The 19,952-nt window shown below is 52.3% G+C and carries 19 protein-coding genes, 1 pseudogene and 1 riboswitch; of the genes and pseudogenes, 8 read left to right on the top strand and 12 right to left on the bottom strand.

Annotated features, from left to right (window positions below; all coding sequences use genetic code 11):
* The first annotated feature begins 55 nt into the window (after positions 1 to 55).
* Both GCWU000342_RS00335 and GCWU000342_RS00330 read left to right on the top strand, forming a co-directional pair.
* On the top strand, positions 56 to 298 hold the full coding sequence (locus GCWU000342_RS00335; protein WP_006905125.1) for a type II toxin-antitoxin system Phd/YefM family antitoxin: 243 nt from the start codon (positions 56 to 58) through the stop codon (positions 296 to 298).
* Positions 295 to 699 carry a PIN domain-containing protein gene (locus GCWU000342_RS00330; protein WP_006905124.1) on the top strand — a complete coding sequence of 135 codons (405 nt, stop codon included), beginning with the start codon at positions 295 to 297 and terminating at the stop codon, positions 697 to 699. Before GCWU000342_RS00335 ends, GCWU000342_RS00330 begins: the two co-directional genes overlap by 4 nt.
* Positions 700 to 745: 46 nt before the next feature.
* On the opposite strand, the gene GCWU000342_RS00325 is transcribed toward GCWU000342_RS00330, so the two are convergent.
* The 6 genes from GCWU000342_RS00325 to GCWU000342_RS00300 form a co-directional block, all read right to left on the bottom strand.
* Positions 746 to 1,531 carry an ABC transporter ATP-binding protein gene (locus GCWU000342_RS00325; RefSeq protein ID WP_006905123.1) on the bottom strand — a complete coding sequence of 262 codons (786 nt, stop codon included), beginning with the start codon at positions 1,529 to 1,531 and terminating at the stop codon, positions 746 to 748.
* Positions 1,524 to 2,537, bottom strand: coding sequence for a FecCD family ABC transporter permease (locus tag GCWU000342_RS00320; protein ID WP_006905122.1), 1,014 nt, complete (start codon positions 2,535 to 2,537; stop codon positions 1,524 to 1,526). The genes GCWU000342_RS00325 and GCWU000342_RS00320 overlap by 8 nt, the downstream gene beginning before the upstream one ends.
* 79 nt (positions 2,538 to 2,616) lie before the next feature.
* On the bottom strand, positions 2,617 to 3,603 hold the full coding sequence (gene asrC, locus GCWU000342_RS00315) for a sulfite reductase subunit C (protein ID WP_006905121.1): 987 nt from the start codon (positions 3,601 to 3,603) through the stop codon (positions 2,617 to 2,619).
* A 10-nt stretch (positions 3,604 to 3,613) separates the two neighbouring features.
* Positions 3,614 to 4,405, bottom strand: a complete 792-nt coding sequence (gene asrB, locus GCWU000342_RS00310; RefSeq protein WP_006905120.1) for an anaerobic sulfite reductase subunit AsrB — start codon at positions 4,403 to 4,405, stop codon at positions 3,614 to 3,616.
* On the bottom strand, positions 4,406 to 5,425 hold the full coding sequence (gene asrA, locus GCWU000342_RS00305; protein WP_006905119.1) for an anaerobic sulfite reductase subunit AsrA: 1,020 nt from the start codon (positions 5,423 to 5,425) through the stop codon (positions 4,406 to 4,408).
* Between the two features lie 348 nt (positions 5,426 to 5,773).
* Complete coding sequence (locus GCWU000342_RS00300) at positions 5,774 to 6,139, bottom strand: helix-turn-helix transcriptional regulator (RefSeq protein ID WP_006905117.1); 366 nt, start codon at positions 6,137 to 6,139, stop codon at positions 5,774 to 5,776.
* Between GCWU000342_RS00300 and GCWU000342_RS10070 the strand changes: the two genes are divergently transcribed.
* Positions 6,132 to 6,302 (top strand): hypothetical protein, encoded by a 171-nt coding sequence (locus tag GCWU000342_RS10070; RefSeq protein WP_207635015.1) that lies wholly within the window; start codon positions 6,132 to 6,134, stop codon positions 6,300 to 6,302. The two genes, GCWU000342_RS00300 and GCWU000342_RS10070, sit on opposite strands and share 8 nt — an antisense overlap.
* Positions 6,303 to 6,547: 245 nt before the next feature.
* Positions 6,548 to 9,199 carry a cation-translocating P-type ATPase gene (locus GCWU000342_RS00295; protein ID WP_006905114.1) on the top strand — a complete coding sequence of 884 codons (2,652 nt, stop codon included), beginning with the start codon at positions 6,548 to 6,550 and terminating at the stop codon, positions 9,197 to 9,199.
* Here the strand turns inward: GCWU000342_RS00295 and GCWU000342_RS10815 are convergent.
* The 3 genes and pseudogenes from GCWU000342_RS10815 to GCWU000342_RS00285 all read right to left on the bottom strand — a co-directional run bounded on the left by GCWU000342_RS10815 (position 9,180) and on the right by GCWU000342_RS00285 (position 11,182).
* A complete protein-coding gene (locus GCWU000342_RS10815) occupies positions 9,180 to 9,512 on the bottom strand; it encodes a family 78 glycoside hydrolase catalytic domain (protein ID WP_408640208.1) in 333 nt (110 codons plus the stop codon). The two genes, GCWU000342_RS00295 and GCWU000342_RS10815, sit on opposite strands and share 20 nt — an antisense overlap.
* Positions 9,513 to 9,548: 36 nt before the next feature.
* Positions 9,549 to 9,998, bottom strand: a pseudogene (locus GCWU000342_RS10810) (alpha-L-rhamnosidase N-terminal domain-containing protein); the annotation flags it as partial.
* An 80-nt stretch (positions 9,999 to 10,078) separates the two neighbouring features.
* Positions 10,079 to 11,182, bottom strand: coding sequence for a P-loop NTPase family protein (locus GCWU000342_RS00285; protein WP_006905112.1), 1,104 nt, complete (start codon positions 11,180 to 11,182; stop codon positions 10,079 to 10,081).
* A 298-nt stretch (positions 11,183 to 11,480) separates the two neighbouring features.
* On the opposite strand from GCWU000342_RS00285, the gene GCWU000342_RS00280 reads away from it, so the two are divergent.
* Positions 11,481 to 11,840, top strand: coding sequence for an arsenate reductase family protein (locus GCWU000342_RS00280; protein WP_045000022.1), 360 nt, complete (start codon positions 11,481 to 11,483; stop codon positions 11,838 to 11,840).
* 211 nt (positions 11,841 to 12,051) lie between these two features.
* Here the strand turns inward: GCWU000342_RS00280 and typA are convergent, their stop codons facing one another.
* Together typA and GCWU000342_RS00270 are read right to left on the bottom strand one after the other, a co-directional pair.
* Positions 12,052 to 13,884 carry a translational GTPase TypA gene (typA, locus tag GCWU000342_RS00275; RefSeq protein WP_006905109.1) on the bottom strand — a complete coding sequence of 611 codons (1,833 nt, stop codon included), beginning with the start codon at positions 13,882 to 13,884 and terminating at the stop codon, positions 12,052 to 12,054.
* Positions 13,885 to 14,272: 388 nt separating this feature from the next.
* Entirely contained in the window at positions 14,273 to 14,734 is a 462-nt protein-coding gene (locus GCWU000342_RS00270) for a flavodoxin (protein WP_045000020.1), read from the bottom strand.
* A gap of 346 nt (positions 14,735 to 15,080) precedes the next feature.
* Here GCWU000342_RS00270 and GCWU000342_RS00265 point away from each other — a divergent pair, with 346 nt between their 5' ends.
* The 3 genes from GCWU000342_RS00265 to dapB all read left to right on the top strand — a co-directional run bounded on the left by GCWU000342_RS00265 (position 15,081) and on the right by dapB (position 17,829).
* Entirely contained in the window at positions 15,081 to 15,569 is a 489-nt protein-coding gene (locus tag GCWU000342_RS00265; protein ID WP_006905106.1) for a cob(I)yrinic acid a,c-diamide adenosyltransferase, read from the top strand.
* 206 nt (positions 15,570 to 15,775) lie between these two features.
* A riboswitch (Lysine riboswitch) is annotated at positions 15,776 to 15,947 on the top strand.
* A gap of 211 nt (positions 15,948 to 16,158) precedes the next feature.
* Positions 16,159 to 17,052 (top strand): 4-hydroxy-tetrahydrodipicolinate synthase, encoded by an 894-nt coding sequence (dapA, locus tag GCWU000342_RS00260; RefSeq protein WP_006905103.1) that lies wholly within the window; start codon positions 16,159 to 16,161, stop codon positions 17,050 to 17,052.
* A 15-nt stretch (positions 17,053 to 17,067) separates the two neighbouring features.
* Positions 17,068 to 17,829, top strand: a complete 762-nt coding sequence (gene dapB / locus GCWU000342_RS00255; RefSeq protein WP_006905102.1) for a 4-hydroxy-tetrahydrodipicolinate reductase — start codon at positions 17,068 to 17,070, stop codon at positions 17,827 to 17,829.
* Positions 17,830 to 17,879: 50 nt separating this feature from the next.
* On the opposite strand, the gene GCWU000342_RS00250 is transcribed toward dapB, so the two are convergent.
* Positions 17,880 to 19,415 carry an AAA family ATPase gene (locus tag GCWU000342_RS00250; RefSeq protein WP_045000445.1) on the bottom strand — a complete coding sequence of 512 codons (1,536 nt, stop codon included), beginning with the start codon at positions 19,413 to 19,415 and terminating at the stop codon, positions 17,880 to 17,882.
* Positions 19,416 to 19,952: the final 537 nt, after the last annotated feature.

Here is a 19,952-nt window from a genome sequence, read left to right as displayed (position 1 = left end):
CACGATAAATTGAAAATTATCGTGCGATTATTATATACTGATTTTAAGGAAGAGAATGAATGTTTCACAGGGAGGAGGAACAATGTCAATTACAGCTACAGAACTGAAAAAAAATATGGGGAAATACCTGTTGATGGCGGAAAAGGAGGATGTCTATATCACCAAAAACGGGAAGATGATCGCCAAATTAACAAGTCCTTTTCAAAACAAAATGGAAATAGCGGAATCTCTGTTTGGCATTTTGCCGAAGGATATGACTTTGGAAGAGGCGGAGAGGGAAAGACGGGAAAAGATATGAGAGCCTTGGTTGATACTTGCGTCATCATTGATGCGCTCCAATCGAGAGAACCATTCAATCGTTCTGCAGAAGCAATTTTTCGTCTGGCAGCAGAGGGACAAATGGATGGTTTTCTGTCAGCAAAATCTGTGACAGATATCTATTATTTGACCCACCGACTCACGCATGATGATGAGAAAACAAGAGAAATCATATCAAAGATACTGACGCTGTTTGATCTTGCGGACACCTTGGGAGTGGACTGTAAGAAAGCGCTTATATCTCAAATGAGTGATTATGAGGATGCAGTTATGGCTGAAACGGCATTGCGTTTGAAGATGGACTGTATCGTAACAAGAAACGTGAGGGACTATAGAAAAGCAGGCTTAGCTGTACTTACGCCGGAAGAACTTGCCGGTTAATCGAAACAGCAGTCACGATCGTCACTTGTGAGAATAGCATATCTGACTAGAAGAAGAGATAATGCCATCCCCCGTCAATCGAAACCCTGTGCATGGACACGCCGAAGACGTCAGAGATGGCGGAAGTATTCAGAACCTCCTCCTTTGGCCCGGAGGCAATCACCCTGCGCGCGTCGGACATGATGACCAGATGGTCGGCAGTGCGGGCGGCCTGGGCCAGGTCGTGCAGGACCATAATGACGGTTTTGCCCCGGTCTCGCAGAGAAGTCACAAGATCCATGATTTCATTCTGGGATTTCGGATCCAGATAGGTCGTCGGCTCGTCGAGGACAATCAGAGGGGTGGCCTGGGCTAGCACCATGGCAAGGAAGACCCTCTGCCGCATGCCGCCGGAGAGAGTGTCGACACTGCGATCGGCGAAGGACAGGATGCCGCAGGCTTTCATGGCCTGGTCGACAAGTCTGCGGTCTTCGGCATTTGGCCTGCGGGAAAAGCCCTGGTAGGGAAAGCGCCCGTGCTCGACCAGGGTGTGCACCGGAATGCTGGGGATAATGGAGCGAACCTGGGGGAGAAAGGCGATCTTTCTTGCCCGTTTGCGCTCAGGCATGTCGATCAGGGATTCTCCCTGGTAGGTCAGAGAACCGGAGCTGACGGAAGACATGCCGTTGAGGCACTGGAGAAGACTGGTCTTGCCGCAGCCATTTGGCCCCAGAAGAACCGTGATCTGACCCCGGGGAATAGACAGGGACAGATCATGCAGGATGGGCGTATGGCCGACGGAAATATCGGCGGACGTAAATTGAAGCTCACAGGGCATCTGATTCTTATCCAAGGCGGCGTCCCCCTTTCTTTCTGAGCAGGAGATAGAGGAAGAAGGGGCCTCCGATAAAGCTCATAATGATGCCGGCCGGGAGCTCATAGGGGGCAATCAGGGTGCGGCCGAGCAGGTCGCAGAGGAGGACATAGACCGCGCCAAGCAGACCCGAGGCCGGCAGAAGGAGACGGTTGTCGTTGGCAAAGATCTTCCTGGCAATATGGGGGACGATCAGGCCTACAAAGGAGATGAGCCCGGCATAGGAGATAACGGTTCCAGCCAGAAGAGAGGCCAGGATCAGGAAGATCAGGCGAATCCGGGAGACATTCATCCCCAGTCCGGAGGCGATGTCATCGCCCAGGGAGAGGATATTGAGCCCCTTGGACAGGAGGGCGGTAATGAGAAAGGCAATGACGATCATGACAAGGGGAATGGCAATCTGACTATAGCTCATAGCGGAGAGACTGCCGACCAGGAAGGTATTGATATTGATCAGAAGGTCACTGTCTAAGATCTTGATCAGACTCATCCCCGCGCCCAGGAAGGCCGAGACCGTGATGCCGGCCAGGATGACGGTGATGCGGGAGGAATCTGTCAGGTAGGCCAGACCGAAGATGAGCAGCGCGGTGACCAGAGCGCCGATGAAGGCAAAGGGACCTCTGACCTCGATGGCGGTGGGAAAGAAGACCATGGAGAGCATGACGGCAAATCCCGCCCCGGAATTGACACCGATGGTATTGGGAGAGGCGAGAGCATTGTTCATGACGTTCTGCAGGATGAGACCGGAGCTGGACAAACCGAGACCGGCTCCCAGGCAGGCGAGGGTTCGGGGAATGCGGATCTGCCAGATGAGGGTATATTCAGTGCCCTCACGAATGCGGCCGGACAGGACGCCCAGAAGGTCGGGAAGACAAATGGGGACACTGCCCAGGGCGATGGAGGCCAGACAGGCGCAAAGGAGCATCAGAAAGAGCAGGAAAAAGACAGGCGTCTCCTTGAATGTCTGTGCTTTTCCTGCTCTCATACGTTACCTCTGTCAGCTCTGATAAGGATAGAATAATAATTTGGGATAGAAAATAATTCCTGTCCGGTCAAAGACAGCTTCAGCCGCCGTACTGATTATAGTGCTTGCCGCCCCAGTAGAGGGTATCGGCAACTTCGGCCTTGGGCCCGAGCTCTACGCCGTCCATGATGTATTCCTTGAACTTCTCGAAGCCGGTGCGGTCAACAATATAGCCGATATGCTCTTTGTGTTCTACCGCATTGGGATCGATATATTCTTCGATGTAGGCGTAAGCGTTCTTAACCATCTTCAGGATGCTCTCTTCATCGCACCACTTGATGAAGTCTTCCGCCAGACGGGGATTCTTCTTGCCGGTGCGGCCCAGGAGAACCAGGCGGAAGTAGCGCTCCTTAGACCTGGTCCAGGCCCGGGTGGGGCAGTAGTGGACGCAGACGCCACAGCCCACACATTTGGCGGTGTCACGGACGATCTTATTGTTGACCACGCTGAGGGCTCCGACGGACCGGCGCTGGCAGTAGTCTACGCATTGACCGCAGGAGACGCAGCGGTCAGAGTCATACTGAGGCTCTGTCATGCCGATGATGCCGAAGTCGGCCAGGCGAACCTTGGCGCAGTCGTTGGAACAGCCGGTGAAGGCGATCTTAACGTGACGGTCATTGGGGAAGATGGTATTCTCCATCTTCTGAGCAAAAGCGGTGGTGTCATAGCAGCCGAAGGGGCAGAGTCTTGCGCCCGGGCAGGCCTCGACATTGCGGGTGCCGGAGGAGGCGTAGCCGGTGTCGGGAATCTCCTGGTTGATATGTAAGGAGTCAATGACCAGCTGGATCTCTTTGTTGACGGCATCCATATCTTCGAACTTGATCCCCGGGATCTCAATTCCCTGGCGGTTGGTGATATCAATGACACCCTTGCCGTACTTTTCCGCGATCTCAACCACACGTCCTAAGGATTTTGAGTCAATGACGCCGCCGGGAATGCGCACACGGGAGGCGGTCTCGCCCCTCACCTTGGAATAGCGGAAGGCGTTCTTCTTCATCTTGCCGACATTTACATCTAATGTTCCCATTTTGCCCTCCTTAATCCATCATATCTTTGGCCTGGCTGTAGTTAAATACGGGGCCATCCAGACAGATGTACTTATCATTGACACGGCAGTGACCGCATTTTCCGAGCCCGCAGCACATCTTGCGCTCGTAGGATACGGTGATCTGATCGTCTTTAAAGCCACGCTTCTGAAGCTCGATAATGGTGAACTTCATCATGGGAGGAGGACCGACGACAACTGCCTTGGCAGTGGGGATATCCTTAAGGGGAAGGTCGGCGATGTACTTTGTGACAAGGCCGATATTACCCTTGTAGCCCTCCGGCGCACCATCAACCGTCAGTGTCAGGTTCAGGGCGTCATCCCAGCGCTGCAAATCATCGCGAAAAAGCATATCGTCAGGGCTTCTGAAACCGGCAATGACAAACTTGTCTTTGGCGTTTTCCATACCGGCCAAAGCGTCTATGACGCCGCGGACAGGGGAGACGCCGGTGCCGCCGGCGACGACGACCGTCTCGCCGTCACGGTAGAGATCGACATCAAAGCCGTTGCCATAGGGACCGCGGAGAAGGAGGTTCTGTCCTGTATAGGACTCGAAGACCTCATTGGTGACCCGGCCGACCCTGCGGATGGTCAGATCCACATAGTTTGAGCCGATTCCAGAGACGGAAATGGGCGCTTCACCGAATTTGGGCACAGAGACCTCGAAGAACTGACCGGGCTTAACCTCGCCGATGAATTCCATGCGGAAGGTATACTCCTTGGCCGTATGCCTGATGACATCAAGAATTTTGGACGGGAAGGGGAGATAAGCGTTCTCAGACATTTACTGTACCTCCTTTCCGAGGTTTTCTACCGCATCGGTGACCTTGTTCAGAATGTTGGAGTAGGAGATATACTCGGGACAGGCATCGTCACAGCGGCCGCAGCCGATGCACATATTCTCTCCAAATCGCTTCTTGTGGTCGGAAATCTTGTGCAGAACGCGGTAGCGCATGCGCTCTCCCTGGCTCTTTCGGTATTCGCCGCCGCCGGCGACATTGGTGAATCCGTCGACCATGCAGGCGGCAGCAACTCTGCGCCGCTCGCCCACTTTTCCATTCTCATGATAGAAAATGTCCTGCATGGTGTAGCAGGTACAGGTGGGGCAGACATAGTTGCAGCGGCCGCAGCCGATGCAGCGGGAGGAGTACTCATCCCAGAGGGCATGTTTTAAGATGGCGCCTGGAACCTGATCAGGAACGCGAACTTCGAAGTCGTTTTTCGTCACATAAGAAGGCTTGATATCCGCGGCCTGTCCGGCGGCAAAGAAGGGGACAAAGCCAGTGTCAGGAACATCGCAGGCGAAGCCGTCGCCGTCCGTCTCTACAGAGAAGACATAGCCGTCCTCGGATCGATTGCTGCCCATGGAAACACAGAAACAGTTCTGATAAGACTTTTTGCAGCCAATCAGAACAAACTTGACCAGGTCGCGGCGGCGCTTGAAGAACCAGTCGGGGGTCCAGCCGTTATTTAAGTACATGTCATCCTGGCGTCTGACGGCATGCAGGTCACAGCTGCGCAGAAAGATTAAGACGGGTTTGTCTGGAATATCCGCGGCCTTGACCTGATCTTCGGTGAAAAAGAGGAGGGTCTCGGAGAGAGGGGTTAGAAACTCCTTAAACGCATAGTCTGATTTCCGTTCCAGTTCGATTTCAGAAGCCTCATTGACAAAGTCATAGCGGACAATATCGGTGTCAGTGAAGCGGCCGGTACCTTTCTTGAGAACGGGAGCATAGATAAGATAGTGCTCTTTGAGAGCGTCGATGGTTTTGGCAAAGCCATCGGCAGTTAGTTGAAAGCCCACCTGTGTCTCCTTTCGTGAACTGGAAAACAGCAGGAGAAGACTGTCGGAGAGAAGTCCTGGAAGACCGCTGTTTTCACAACTTAATAGATGCCTGTATCTTTATCGCGGTATGCCGGCGCATTTTTATCCTCTTCTCCCATAAAGAAGATAATCGAGATACAGTCAAAATGTAGCACAACAAGTATATCCGGACAAATATCTTGTGTATGTTTTTAGTACAACATTTCCAAGTATGTTTTGGTGAAAATTTATATCAGCCTGTCTGAGAGCAGTTGTGACGTGAACGGAAGGGCAATCGAATGCAGGTATATGAATTTAGAGCGGATCGGGAGAGGAAGAATGCAAATTTCAATTGAGAATCTGGGTCGTCTTTCGATATTGCAGGGGAGTAATTTTCTGCTGCTTTTTGAAGACATTCTGGAAATAGGCCTGGGAGGAGAAGCAGAGGTAGCTGCTGATTTCGCTGAGACTTTTATCCGTATAGGTCAGCAGGCTCTTGGCTTCCTCCAGCTTACAGCGCATGATGAAAGAGGAGACTTCAAATCCAAGTTCCTGCTTGAACTTTTTGGTCAGATAGGAGCGGGACTTATGGATGGCCTCGGCGACATCTCCCACGCGAATGGGCTCACAGACATTTCTTGAGATAAACTGCATGGCCTCAAAGACTTCCATGGACATGCCGGCGGTTGCCCCGCTGGCGACGAAGATGGCCATTTATGGTTTCTCCATTGTGATTCCCCTGCTTGCCTTAATTGTTATGTTTGTTCTCTTGTCCAGATTTGATCTGGAGGAAAAACTGCCTCAGATGCGTCAGGAGATTGCCGACCGCAGAGAGAAGGGCTGTATCAACAGCTTTGAGAAGACAGGATTTGAATGACACCGTAAAATCATTGCTGCATTGAGAGAAGAAGAGGACTGGCCACAACAGATCCCGTCGGCGCACGAAGCACCGGCGGGGAGTGGCCGGTCTTTTTGCTTTCGATGGATTTCGCCTCTTACGACTGGAGAAGTCATATTCTGCAAATGAGGGAACTTTTGAGATTAAAGATCTGGAGAGCTTTGAGAAAATGGGACTGGGCAGGAGCAAGGGAAGCGGTTAGAATAGATTGAGTTCAAAGATATATGGGAGAAGAGGTAGCCATGGCCTGGTATCAGAAGGACCGCGCAGAGACAGAGCGCCTGCTTGAGAGCAGCTCTAAGGGACTGAGTAAGAAAGAGGCGGCAAAGCGTCTGTGTGAGTACGGCCCGAATGCTCTTGTGGAAGCGGAAAAGAAGTCTGCCCTGCGGATCTTTCTGGAACAGTTTGCGGATTTGATGGTCCTTATTTTGATTGTCGCGGCTCTGGTTTCCGCTTTTACAGGGGACGTCGAGTCCATGCTGGTCATCGTCTCTGTCCTGGTTTTGAATGCGGTTCTGGGGACCATTCAGCATGTCAAGGCGGAGAAGTCTCTGGAGTCTCTCAAAGCTCTGTCTTCTCCAAGGGCCAAGGTCATTCGCGGCGGAGTGAAGATGGAGATTGATTCGGCTCAGCTGGTTCCGGGCGATATGGTTTCCTATGAGGCCGGAGATATGGTGGTGGCGGACGGTCGTATCCTGGAGAACTTCTCTCTTCAGGTCAATGAGTCTTCTCTGACCGGCGAATCTGCCAATGTCGATAAGTCCGATGCTGTAATCAAGGAAGAGCTCGCTCTGGCAGACCGGATCAATATGGTCTATTCGGGCAGTCTGGTTACTTACGGCCGCGCCAATGTCATGGTGACCGCGACAGGTATGGAGACCGAGATCGGCAAGATCGCCGGACTCATGAATGATACCAAAGAGAAGAAGACACCTCTGCAGGCAACCCTGGATGATTTCTCAGGGAAACTGGCTGCCGCAATTATGGTCATTTCAATTCTGGTCTTTGGCCTGTGCATGTGGCGGGGCATGGCCCTGATGAATTCTCTTCTTTTCGCCGTAGCCCTGGCGGTTGCGGCGATTCCGGAGGCCCTGTCTTCGATCGTTACTATCGTTCAAGCTATGGGCACACAGAAGATGGCCAAAGAACAGGCGATCATCAAGAATCTGGCAGCGGTGGAATCGCTTGGCTGTGTCTCCGTCATCTGTTCTGATAAGACCGGTACCCTGACGCAGAATAAAATGACTGTGCAGGAGATCTATGTGGGAGATCGGATCTGCCGGGACAGAGAACTTGACGTCAGCAAGCAGCTCCATCGTTATCTGCTCTACGCGGCTGTTCTGGCCAATGATTCCGCGATTGTCGACGGGGAGGGGATCGGAGATCCGACGGAGTATTCGCTTTTGTCTATGTACCGCAATATTCAGGGCCTGGATTTGGATGGGGATAAACTGGCTCTGTCGGATCATCTCCTCCGCTCTATGGCGGCCCGTCTGGAGGAGATTCCCTTCGACTCCGACCGCAAGCTCATGTCTTCCAAGCATCTGATCCATGGGAGACAGACGGTCTTTACCAAGGGAGCGGTTGATGTTCTCCTGGATCGCTGCGTCTTTATCCGTCTGGAGGACGGGATTTATCCCATGACAGAGGAGATTCGGGGAAAGATTCTGGCGCAGAATGAAGCTTTCTCTGCACAGGGTCTGCGCGTCCTGGCCTTCGCCTACAAGGAGAGCGAGGAGAAGCTGTCCCGGGAGAATGAGCGGGACTTTATCTTCCTGGGCCTGATCTCCCAGATGGATCCGCCCCGCGAGGAGTCCATGGAGGCGGTTGCCCGGGCGAAGGCGGCCGGAATTCGCACCGTTATGATCACCGGTGACCACAAGGTCACGGCGACCGCCATCGCCAGAGCAATCGGGATTTTTGCCGAGGAAGATGAAGCTCGGACAGGGCAGGAACTGGATGCCCTGTCCGACGCAGAACTGGACATGGAGATCGAGCGGATTTCTGTTTATGCCCGTGTCTCCCCGGAGAATAAGATTCGTATCGTAGACGCCTGGCAGAGAAAGGGCAAGATTGTCTCCATGACCGGTGACGGAGTGAACGATGCGCCTGCGCTTAAGAAGGCGGATATCGGTGTGGCCATGGGAATCACCGGAACCGAAGTCTCCAAGGATGCGGCATCCATGATTCTGGCGGATGACAATTTCGCCACGATTATTAAGGCGGTGGCAAATGGCCGTACGGTTTATAACAACATCCGCAACGCCGTCCTCTATCTGCTCTCCGGTAATTTGTCCGCCATCATTGCGGTTCTCTACACCTCTTTGCTGGCTCTGCCCATTCCCTTCGCGGCGGTACAGCTGCTCTTTATCAATCTGGTGACGGATTCTCTGCCCGCCCTGGCCATCGGAATGGAGCCGTCCGACCCGGATGTCCTGAGAAGAAAGCCGCGCGATCCGAAACAGGGGATTCTCACGCGGGATTTTGTGAGGCTTCTGATCGGCCAGGGGGGATTGATTGCGGTCTGTGTCATTGCCGCCTATTGGCTGGGATTGACCGGATCCTCCGCAGAGAATGCCGCAGCCGCCTCTACCATGGCATTTGCTACTCTGACTTTGGCCAGACTTCTGCATGGATTCAATTGCCGAAGCCGTCACAGCCTGCTTCAGATCGGCTTTGCCGGAAATTGGTACAGCCTGGGGGCATTTGTCCTCGGATTCACTCTGGTTCTTATGGTTCTCTTTCTGGCGCCGGTCATGCGCCTGTTCTCGGTCGTGGCTTTGAGTCAGAACCAGTATCTGGAAATTCTTGGCCTGGCCCTTCTGCCCACCCTTTTGATCCAGCTGGTCAAGCTGATCAGGGACAGAAGAGAATAGGTGAATTTAATGAGAGATACAGCCTTAGCTCTTTCGGAAGGTGTTTGGATAGTGCAGTGCCAAATGCCTGACCGATGAAAGCAGTTTCGCTTCTGGTTCCATAGAGGTAGTAATGGCCGTTCACATTGCAGATGAAGGTGTCGATTGATTTGGCCTGTCGCAGGGTATCCGGGTAGAAGTTGCCATCCTTATCGAGAACTTCGGCATGGTGCAGACGGATGACCTGTCCCCGGGAGGCTTTGACATGTAATTCGACGACACCTGTGACAATTTGACCAAAGTCAATGAGGGACTCAGCTCTGGGCGTGGTGATTTTTCGGATGCCGGCAATGCGTTCCGTGATCCGAACAGGCTCATCTTCCTGCGCGGTGAGAACAGAAGAGTCGAAGTCCTTAGTACTTATGCTGCCTTCGAGAATTTCGGGAGAATCCGTATCGATGGTCTCTCCCATATATATTTCACTGTAGCGGATCTGGCCTGTTCGAACGGTCCAGTTTTCATCTGTCGCAATGACCTCTTTGTCCCCGTTCTCGTACTGCAGGTGAAGCTCCGCAAAAAGTCCAAGCTGATCGCCATACTGGTTGGGCTGGCAGTAAAAACCGAGAATTCCCTTATACCAGCCATTGGCAACGGTGACCTGGATTTGATTGGTATCCTCAAGGAGATTCGTTACATCGTAGATCTGGTACTGCAGTCTCTTTCGGTAATTGGTCCAGCCGGGCGCCATACGGCAGTCGCTGACGGCAGAGCCATTGATCGCGGCTTCATAGACTCCATGCGCTGTGATGTAGAGGCGGGCGCGGCTGACCCTTTGCCTTAGAGAGAAGGAATGGGAGAAAACAGGGCATGCTTCCTAATGTAAAAACAAATATTTGTAAGTTAATAGGACAGCTCCTCCAATTTCTTTTGTGTGAGCAGAAAATCCCGAAAGAAGGGGAGAGAGAAGGATACATAACCGAATCTGGGAGCTTCAATGATCTGCCGTTCCAAGAGTCGGCTTCGGTAGACATTGCAGTAGGAACTGCCCTTTCCAAGCTTTTTGTTAATATAGGCGCTGGGTACCAGCCGGTCTTTTTCATCGCTCATGATACGGAGATAGGACTGTTCTACTTCAGTCAGTCTGCGGTAGAGAATGAAATAGACATTCTGATAGAGCAGGTCTCGAAAATCCCTGCCAATCGTCTCCAGGAGATCGAGATTGATCGGATCTCCCTTGGAACTGTTCTCCCAGAGCAGATGCCCCAGCAGCTGGAAAGCATAGGCGTAGCCATGGACCAGTGCGGTCATATGGAGGAGAGTGTCTTCATCCAGCTTGCGTCCGCCGTCAGTGAAGATGTGGCGGTAGCTGTTCATGACAGCGTAGTCGCCTAGGCGGGAGAGAGAAATACGGTTAGCTCGAAGAAGGAAGGTCATAACTTCATGGTTGATGAGGTCACTCACATTCTCCGGGAGACCGGCCAAAAGAAGTGTGATCTGATAGCCGGAGCGAATTAAAACCTGATCATAGGAGGCGAACTCGCGGGTGGAGCGACTGTTGGTCACTTCATCCAGGGTGACAAGAAGAGAGATCCCTTTTTGCTTAAGCCTGGCTAAATTCATCTCGATTTTGACTTTCGCTGAGGGTTCAGCCTCTCTGGCCGAGACAGAGGCTGAGAAGCCAAGAGCGCCGATACCGAGTCCCTCTATTTTTTTGCGCCCGCCCAGGCGGGAATGCACAATATAGTCCAGGTAATCAGAGAGATCCTGAATGAGATTCTCAGAGTCAGAGAGGTTGATGCATATCCAGTTCTTCTCCTGAGACAGGATATTTGTCAGATCTGTCATGAAGGTTGTTTTGCCTGATCCCCGCATTCCATAGATCATGTTGGTCTGGCAGAGGGGACTGTGATTTTTGATGGAACGCACAGTCGTAGCAAGAATTTCTTCGCGATCGATATAGATTTCCGGAACGCGTCCAAAGGTGATATCAAATGGGTTGTTCATGATGTCCTCCTTTTTATACCTTTGCCAAATTAATTCTATTTTATATTTTATAATATCTCAATATTAATTTTATATTTTATTATATAATTGAGAACTGTTGGAAAAGGATTTATATATTGTTATATTTCGAAAGCATCTTTCCGTGAGAGAAAGAATCGGATAGAGAAGCTTGCAGACAGTGTGGCAGATGCAGGCAGATCATGATGACTGTCGTTCGGCAAATAGCAGACACCGAGTATCTTCGCTATAATGGTCGGGTAAAAGCAATGATCATTTGCAGGAAAACAAGGAGGAGAAGATGGCGCTGTTATTCATAGAGTATCCGAAGTGCAGTACCTGTCAGAAGGCGAAAAGGTGGCTGGACAGCAGAGCAATTGCATATGAGGATCGTCATATTGTAGAGGAAAATCCCACGGAAGAGGAACTGACCGCCTGGATACAGAAGTCTGGTATGCCGATCAAGAAGTTCTGGAATACTTCTGGGCAGCTCTATCGGCAGATGGAATTGTCCAAGAAACTGCCGGAAATGAGTCCGGAGGATCAGATCAAGCTGCTTTCGACCAATGGGATGCTCTGTAAGCGCCCCATTCTGGTAGGAGAAGACTTCGTTTTGACCGGCTTTCGCGAGAAGGAATGGGAAGAGAGAATCAGTCGTTGATAACGCTGTAAAACGATTCTGAAGGAATGCACGCTCTTTGTATCCTGCAGCCATAATGACAGGGGCACTTTTTACAGATTATCTATTACAATAAAAAATCGACCGTCGTATTCTTAGAATAAGAATGTTTTGCGAATATGACGGTCGATTTTAATTTAGAACAAGAGAAGGCTCATAAGCCAGGCGCTGATGATCCTCTTTGTATGCAGAATTACTTCTTAAACCCGCTTCTCTTTCTCTGTAGGGGATCCAGGATCTTCTTGCGGATGCGCAGAGACTTGGGAGTGACTTCTAAAAGCTCATCCGTGTCGATGAAATCGATGGCCTGCTCAAGAGACATGATCTTGGGAGGGGTCAGGGTCAGGGCCTCGTCAGCGGAAGAGGACCGGGTATTGGTCAGGTGCTTTTTCTTGCAGACATTGAGCTCAATGTCTTCAGACCGGGAAGACTGGCCGATGACCATGCCGGAGTATACTTTCTCGCCGGCGCCGATGAAGAGGGTGCCTCTGTCCTGGGCGGCGAAGAGGCCGTAAGCGACAGAGATGCCGGTCTCGAAAGAGATGAGGGAGCCGGTGGCCCGGTACTCAATATCCCCCTTGTAGGGCTCGTATCCGGCAAACTCAGTGTTCAAGATGCCGTTGCCCTTGGTGTCAGTCATGAAGTCTCCCCGATAGCCGATCAGACCTCTGGAAGGAATCTTGAACTCCAGACGGGTGTAACCGCCCTGGATGGGATTCATGCCGCGGAGTTCTCCCTTTCTGGCGGACAGCTTCTGGATCACCGCGCCCTGGAATTCGTCGGGGACGTCAATATAGGCGATTTCCATGGGCTCTAATTTCTTGCCCTTTTCGTCCTTCTTATAGAGAACCTCTGCCTTGGAGACGGCGAACTCGAAGCCCTCACGGCGCATCTCCTCAATCAGGACAGACAGGTGCAGCTCACCGCGGCCGGATACCTTGAAGGTATCGGGGGAATCCGTATCCTCCACGCGGAGGGAGACATCGGTGTTGAGCTCGCGCATGAGACGGTCCCGGATGTGGCGGGAGGTGACATACTTGCCCTCCTGTCCGGCCAAAGGAGAGTCATTGACAATGAAGTTCATGGCGATGGTGGGATCAGAGATTTTTTGGAAAGGAATGGCCTCAGGTTCGCCGTTTGTGCCGCAGATGGTGTCGCCGATGTGCAGGTCGGCGATCCCGGAAATAGCCACGATGGAGCCGATTTTTGCCTCCTCCACCTCGACGCGGTTGAGACCGTCGAATTCGAAGAGCTTGGTAATGCGGACATTTTGTCTGGCATCGGGATTGTGATGGTTGACGACGACGGCGGACTGATTGAGCTTGAGAGAGCCATTGGAGATCTTGCCGACGCCGATGCGGCCGACGAACTCGTTGTAATCAATCGTAGATACCAGCATCTGTGTGTTGGCGTCGGGATCACCGGTTGGGGCGGGAATCTTATCAATGATTGCGTCAAAGAGGGGGGTCATATCCCTCTTCTCATCGTCAAGGTCCGCGATGGCGTAGCCCTCGCGGGCAGAGGCGAAGAGGAAGGGGGCGTCCAGCTGATCTTCGGAGGCGTCCAGATCCATGAGAAGCTCCAGGACCTCGTCTTCGACCTCCAGAGGTCTGGCGTCGGGACGATCCAGCTTGTTGACAACCACAACGATGGGAAGGCTCAGGGCCAGAGCCTTGCGCAGGACGAACTTGGTCTGGGGCATGACGCCCTCGAAAGCGTCAACCAGGAGAATCACTCCGTCGACCATTTTCAGGACACGCTCCACCTCGCCGCCGAAATCGGCATGGCCCGGAGTATCGATGATGTTGATCTTGGTATTTTTATAGGTGACGGCGGTATTCTTGGACAGAATGGTGATGCCGCGCTCACGCTCAATATCATTGGAGTCCATGACGCGTTCCTGAACCTCCTGATTTTCTCGGAAGATGCCGGACTGCTTTAAGAGCTCATCAACCAGGGTGGTTTTCCCATGATCGACATGGGCGATGATGGCTACGTTTCGGATGTCGTCTCTGGACTCAATCATTGTGACCTCTTTCTCTGCAGGGCAGATATATAATCGAAGATCGATTTACAGATATGCCGGAAGGTCAAATTCGTATCTCAGAGTAAGAATCCGCATCCGGGAATCAGTCCTTCGCAGGAAATGACTTTCAGCAGGGAATCATATAGGAAAGACTCCTGTAAAATCGACCTTCCTATATTAGCACAATCCTGTGAAACTTCAAGAAATGGTATCTGAGACACAGGAAGAGTGACTGAGATCAGTGGAAGGGAAATCTAACTTAGACTGGAGGAGAGACGATTCTTGTTTTCTTCTTTTCGCTGTGTCTGCGTTTTCAGACAAAGAAAAACAGCAACCCGACTGATTTGCTGTTTCTCAAATTAGGATATTGAATTGGGAAAATAGGGAGTTACAAATTATGATCTAACCATGCTTTGAGTTCGTCAAAACTGTAATCTCCCTTTAATGCGATGCCGTCTTTGATAATAGAATGTTCGCATTCCCTTTTATAATCTTCAATCATTCTTCCAAAACCGCCTCCGCCATGTGTACAAAAGGGAATAATTGTCTTGCCGTCTAAATCAACCGTTCTTAAAAAGGACCGAACGGGTGGCGCAAATGTTTTAAGCCAATTAGGAGAACCTACAAAAATCACTTCCGCATTCCCAATCGCTTCTGCTCCCTGCATAAGAGGAGGACAATATCCCTTTTCAATTTCTTCTCTCACTTCTTTTACAGCTGTATTATATGAGAAGGAGTAAGGCTGTTGCGGTTGTAATTCTCTCAAATCTCCATCCGTAATCAATGCAATATCTTCTGCTAATCTTCTGGTGATTCCTGAATAGGAATAATATACAATGACGGGTTTCAATAAAATTACCTCTTTACCAATACAAATTTCACTTTCATAATTTAAAGTATCATATCATACTTCATCTAAAGCATCATACCATACCTCCCTGTTTTACAGGTTTAAGCCCTGTTTCTTTATCTGTGCTACAGGTTGACTGAAATCAATTGGGGGACAAGTCGCAAGGGACGGTCATGAACGGTCTTGAGAAGAGGCGGTTGCGGTCAATTGATTCTCACGGGATCTCTGTGATAAAATTTATACAAATTCTTTGCAAATACCTGTTGCCGCTGTGTGATTCTCGAAGGAGCAAAGCAGCGCGAAGATTAATACAGTATATGGTGTGATTCATTTGACAGGAGAGAATATGCAGGAAGGAAAGATAACCGTCTATTACGGTGAGGGTTACGGCAAGACTTCTGCCGCCATCGGCAATGCCATCAAGGTGGCCTCTGCAGGTGGCAGTGCAACAATGATCCAATTTCTTAAGGGTCAGCTGAGCGCGGATTTCTTCAGCCGTCTGGAGCCGGAGATCAAGGTCTTTCGCTTTGAGCAGAATATTGAGGGCTACGATGACCTGACCAGCCAGGAACAGGAAGAGGAGAAGAAGAACTATGAAAATGCCCTCATGTTCGCCAAGAAGGTTCTGACGGTGGACGAGTGTGATCTGCTGGTTCTGGATGAAGTGCTCGGCATCGTGGAGAGAGGGCTGGTTCCGGCAGAAGCTCTGGTAGAAGTCCTTTCTGCCAAGTCTCCACTGGCCTCTGTCATTATGACAGGGGATTGTCTTCCGGAAGAGATACGACAGATCGCAGATACGGTCTATGATATTGTGCCGGAGAAGCTGCCCGGATGAATCTGAGTCAGTGAGCATTTCCCGGATCCCGGGGGCCTGTGGAATAGCTATGATTTTTAAGGAAGAAATTTCCGTCACCGGATTTCGGGATCCTGTGGAGTGGCCGCCCTATCTTTTGACGGTTGACATGATCTGGTATCAGAGGGTATATTTCTAGTGTCGAGTCAATCCTCGGCTGACAACTGAATTCTGTCGAAGAATCGACAGCACAAGGTAGAGGTTGCACAGATTATGAGTAACCGGGCAGATGCGGCAGACGCAGATGAAGCCCGGCAAAAGGGATTTGTGCCGAAGGGGTCATTGCTGCGGATGATTCCCTGGGTGCAGCTTGAAGAAGGCTGTAACTGTCATCTGATAAGATGGGGCGCTATCAGTGATCATTATGAGAGTGATGACCGGCTGTGCCCCAGCCGGTCTTATTTTTTCATAACAGGGGGATTCGCGGAACGTGTATTCTATTGTTTTTCATGACATGGGGATTTCATGGATCGTGTCCTCAACTGTTTATGAATGAAGAATGCCTGTATAGAGGGTATTCTATGGTCAAGTCTCGTCCGGCAGTGACCGGAGCGGGAGGAAAGGAGGGCATATGCCTGTTTTTACCGGAAGCGGAGTCGCTGTTATTACTCCTATGAATGAGGATCAGACGGTCAATTATTCCAAGCTGGAAGAGTTGATCAACTATCACATTGACCATGGGACAGACGCAATTATCATTACAGGGACGACGGGAGAGAGTCCCACGCTCTCCGAGGAGGAGCACAAGGATGTGATCAGGGCCGCGGTTGACTTCACCGCGGGCAGAATCCCTGTCGTCGCGGGTACCGGCTCCAACTCTACCCTGACGGCCATCCAGCTGACCCAGGCGGCAGAAAAGGCAGGCGCTGATGCCGCCCTCGTTGTCACGCCCTATTACAATAAGGCGACTCAGAAGGGACTGATTGAGCACTACGAGGCAATCGCCGATGCTACGAAGCTTCCCATCATCGTCTACAATGTGCCCAGCCGTACCGGAACAAATGTTCTGCCCCAGACCATGGCCAGGCTCTTCCATGACAGGAAGAATATTGTCGGCTTAAAGGAGGCGACCGGAAACATGTCCCAGGCTTCTGAGACGATGCGTCTGTGTGATGGCAAGCTGGAACTCTACTCCGGGGAGGACGGATTGGTGGTTCCCCTGCTCTCCATCGGTGGACTCGGCGTCATTTCCGTCATTGCCAACATTGCTCCTCAGCACACCCACGATATGGTGCAGGCATTTTTCGACGGGGATGTGAAGAGGGCGGCCAGGATGCAGCTGGAGTCTTTGGATATGGTGAATTCTCTCTTCTGCGAAGTTAATCCCATCCCGGTCAAGACAGCCATGAATATGCTGGGCGCCGACTGCGGTCCCCTGCGGGCTCCCATGTGTCAGATGGAGCCGGAGAACGCGGCCCGTCTGAAGGCTTCCCTGGATGCCTTCGAGGCATATATTGATCTGTGAGAGGAGGAAAATCGCATGGTGAAGGTAATACTGCATGGTTCTAACGGCCATATGGGAAGGATCATCGACAGCTTGATTGCGGAGGATCCTGAGATCGAGATTGTGGCTGGTGTGGACCGAGTCTCCGGGGCTGTGAATCCCTATCCGGTTTTTTCATCCATTGAAAATTGCAAGGTCCAGGCGGATGTGATCATTGATTTTGCAAATGCCTCAGCGGAGGATGCCCTGCTTGATTACTGCGTGACAAAGCGAATTCCTCTGGTTCTCTGCACCACCGGTCTGTCCGAGGCACAGCTGGATCATGTGCGGGAGGCCGAAAAGCATGTGGCCGTATTAAAGTCCGCTAATATGTCGCTGGGAATCAACACTCTGATCGATCTGCTTCACCGGGCTTCTGACGTCTTCTGCAAGGCCGGTTTTGACGTGGAGATTGTGGAGAAGCATCACAGGAGAAAGCTGGACGCGCCGTCCGGTACGGCCATCGCCCTGGCGGACGCGGTCAATGAATCGCAGGGCAATGTCTATCACTATGTCTATGACAGGAGCCAGCGCCGTCAGGCGAGAGATGACAAAGAGATCGGCATCTCCGCCGTTCGCGGCGGCAGTATTGTCGGAGAGCACGAGGTCATTTTCGCCGGGATGGATGAGCTGATCACCTTCCGTCACACAGCGTATTCCAGGGCCGTCTTCGGCAAGGGCGCGATTGAGGCGGCTAAGTTCCTGGCTGGCAAGGGGGCAGGTCACTATGATATGGCGGACGTGATCGCGGCTGACTGAGCGCAAATACCAAATTGGCCTGCGGTCAGAGAAAGAAAGTCGGCCAGGCCCTAGAAGAGTAATTCTCTCACATCATCCGCCCGATAGACGACCCGGTCATTCGCGGAGGAATCTGTCTCAAGCAGGTAGAGGGCATGGGCGACCAGGTGTTCGGCGGCCTGCTCCAGGTCGCGGACGCCGGAGACATTGGAATAGCGGTCGATGATGGCCTCGATGGCATCCTCTGTGAAGACCACCTCGGATTTGGACAGACCCATGCGATCCATTGTCTTGCGCAGGGAGTAGTCGCGGAAGATGATTTTCTTCTCGGCGGGGCTGTAGTCGGGAATATCGATCTGGGCAAATCGGGTCAGAAGCGGAGCGGAGATGAGCTCGCGGTCATTTGCCGTGGCGATGGGATAGACGCCGGAGGTCGGAATCATGCACTCCATGTAATTGTCGGTGAATCCGATGTTGTCTAACAGGGTCAAAAGAGCATCCGCGGGGTTGCCGCTGCTCGCGTTGATTCCGGCCTTGTCCAGTTCGTTGATGATGAAGACCAGATTGGAGGAGCCCGCCTGTTGGAAGGCCTCCATGATCTTGCCCGGCTTGGCGTTAGTGTAGACACGGGGGGATCCGGTCAGAGCCTCCGTGTCCCGGATGGCGCTCATGTCCAGGGAGGTCCAGGGCAGCTTTAAGATGCGGGCCACGGCATAGGCGACCCGGGATTTGCCCGTGCCCGCGGGGCCGATTAAGAGAAGACCATAGGCAGGAAGCGTGTGGGTGCGGTTGATCTGGATGATGGTCTCTACGATACGCTGCTTGACCTGCTCCATCCCGTAGAGCTCTTCATCCAGAATCTGCCTGGCCTCTGTTGGGTCGATGGGGGGAAAATAACTCCCCTGCCACTGGATATTGAGCATAATGGAGAGAGCGCGCTGGGCGTGCTTCTGCTCCTCCGCGCTGACAGATTCAGACTTGACCATGGCGATCTGGCGGCGTGCCCAGTTTAAGATATTGGAGGGCAGGGCGTCCTGAGCGCAGTTAATATAGTCGGTCATAGCCGGCATGTCGGTCATCAGCATGGTCTGATCGGACAGATCCATCTCTTCTGCGGCTTCCTTAGGCAGGGCCTCCTTTGGATTGGAGGCCAGCATGCGGCGGATGACCAGCTGGAGGAAGTCGTTGTTGGCGGTCTGCAGGATGCTGTTGGCATTGAGGTCGACAGCGGTGATCTTGTAGACGGCATAGCCGCTGACATGGGCCATCCCGTGCCGGTCACGCAAAGGGGTCTCTTGGGAGGCTGTGAAGTGGCGGCCGGACAGCCTGACAGCGATATGACCTGTCCCCAGCCAAAAGAGCAGGTTGACGAAGCGCCGGTCTAACTGCAGGATTTTGACAGAACAGGCGGATCCCTCGTAGACCATCTCAAATGCCGTCTGGCGGGATGGGTCTGTGAAGGCCCCAACCTGGTGATGGGGAATGCGCTTCATGGGGTCGGACAGGATCATGATGGGATGTCTCTCGTCCGCCTGGCGGTTGGTCTGATAGAGAAGCTGATAAGAGACTTCCCCCTTTGAGCCGGCTGACTCGGGAATCTGCGGAATCGTCGGATCGGGGGATGTCGATGCATGACTGCCGGCTTCCTCTGGCTGTGTCCTGTTCACGGTTGGAACTGCTTTGGCCCCGGTCAGAGCCGCTCCGGCCTTTTTGTCCTTGCCCGCGGCGCTGGAAGCCTGTATGCTCTGGGTCAGTGCCTCCAGAAGGTCATCCGCCTTATCGTTGACAGAACGGAGAGCCTCCTTGCCCGCGCCGACGATATCGGAAGTCTTGTCGACCAGGCCCTTCTTGAAGCCATTTACCAGTTCACCGGCTTCTTCGGTGTCCTCAATGGAGGGCCTGTCATAGCCTCCGTTGAGCCAGTGGGCGATGGAAGAACGGGTCGGCTTATGCCCTCTGGCGCCGGCCTCCCAGGTCCGGTCAAGTACCTTAAGCTCCTTCTCCTGGTCGCTGCTGATTCCGTCGGCCGGGACAATGACGCCCAGCCCCTTATAGGTGCTTAAGACCGAGTCGATCTCCGCGTCGGTTACAGATCCTCGGTCTCCAACAATATCATCCCAGAAAGAGCGGATTTCATCCTTGCC

This window comes from Shuttleworthella satelles DSM 14600 (assembly GCF_000160115.1).
Taxonomy (GTDB): Bacteria; Bacillota; Clostridia; order Lachnospirales; family Lachnospiraceae; genus Shuttleworthia; species Shuttleworthia satelles.
Note: the sequence above shows the minus strand (reverse complement) of the source record. Positions and strands in the feature narration are given on the sequence as shown.

Coding starts and splice junctions, on each gene's coding strand:
- GCWU000342_RS00265 (WP_006905106.1), top strand. CDS start 15,081: ATGCAGGAAGGAAAGATAACCGTCTATTACGGTGAGGGTTACGGCAAG.
- GCWU000342_RS00300 (WP_006905117.1), bottom strand. CDS start 6,139: ATGGCCATCTTCGTCGCCAGCGGGGCAACCGCCGGCATGTCCATGGAA.
- GCWU000342_RS00280 (WP_045000022.1), top strand. CDS start 11,481: ATGGCGCTGTTATTCATAGAGTATCCGAAGTGCAGTACCTGTCAGAAG.
- asrB (WP_006905120.1), bottom strand. CDS start 4,405: ATGTCTGAGAACGCTTATCTCCCCTTCCCGTCCAAAATTCTTGATGTC.
- dapA (WP_006905103.1), top strand. CDS start 16,159: ATGCCTGTTTTTACCGGAAGCGGAGTCGCTGTTATTACTCCTATGAAT.
- GCWU000342_RS10070 (WP_207635015.1), top strand. CDS start 6,132: ATGGCCATTTATGGTTTCTCCATTGTGATTCCCCTGCTTGCCTTAATT.
- GCWU000342_RS00285 (WP_006905112.1), bottom strand. CDS start 11,182: ATGAACAACCCATTTGATATCACCTTTGGACGCGTTCCGGAAATCTAT.
- GCWU000342_RS00335 (WP_006905125.1), top strand. CDS start 56: ATGAATGTTTCACAGGGAGGAGGAACAATGTCAATTACAGCTACAGAA.
- dapB (WP_006905102.1), top strand. CDS start 17,068: ATGGTGAAGGTAATACTGCATGGTTCTAACGGCCATATGGGAAGGATC.
- GCWU000342_RS00320 (WP_006905122.1), bottom strand. CDS start 2,537: ATGAGAGCAGGAAAAGCACAGACATTCAAGGAGACGCCTGTCTTTTTC.
- typA (WP_006905109.1), bottom strand. CDS start 13,884: ATGATTGAGTCCAGAGACGACATCCGAAACGTAGCCATCATCGCCCAT.
- GCWU000342_RS00295 (WP_006905114.1), top strand. CDS start 6,548: ATGGGAGAAGAGGTAGCCATGGCCTGGTATCAGAAGGACCGCGCAGAG.
- GCWU000342_RS00330 (WP_006905124.1), top strand. CDS start 295: ATGAGAGCCTTGGTTGATACTTGCGTCATCATTGATGCGCTCCAATCG.
- asrC (WP_006905121.1), bottom strand. CDS start 3,603: ATGGGAACATTAGATGTAAATGTCGGCAAGATGAAGAAGAACGCCTTC.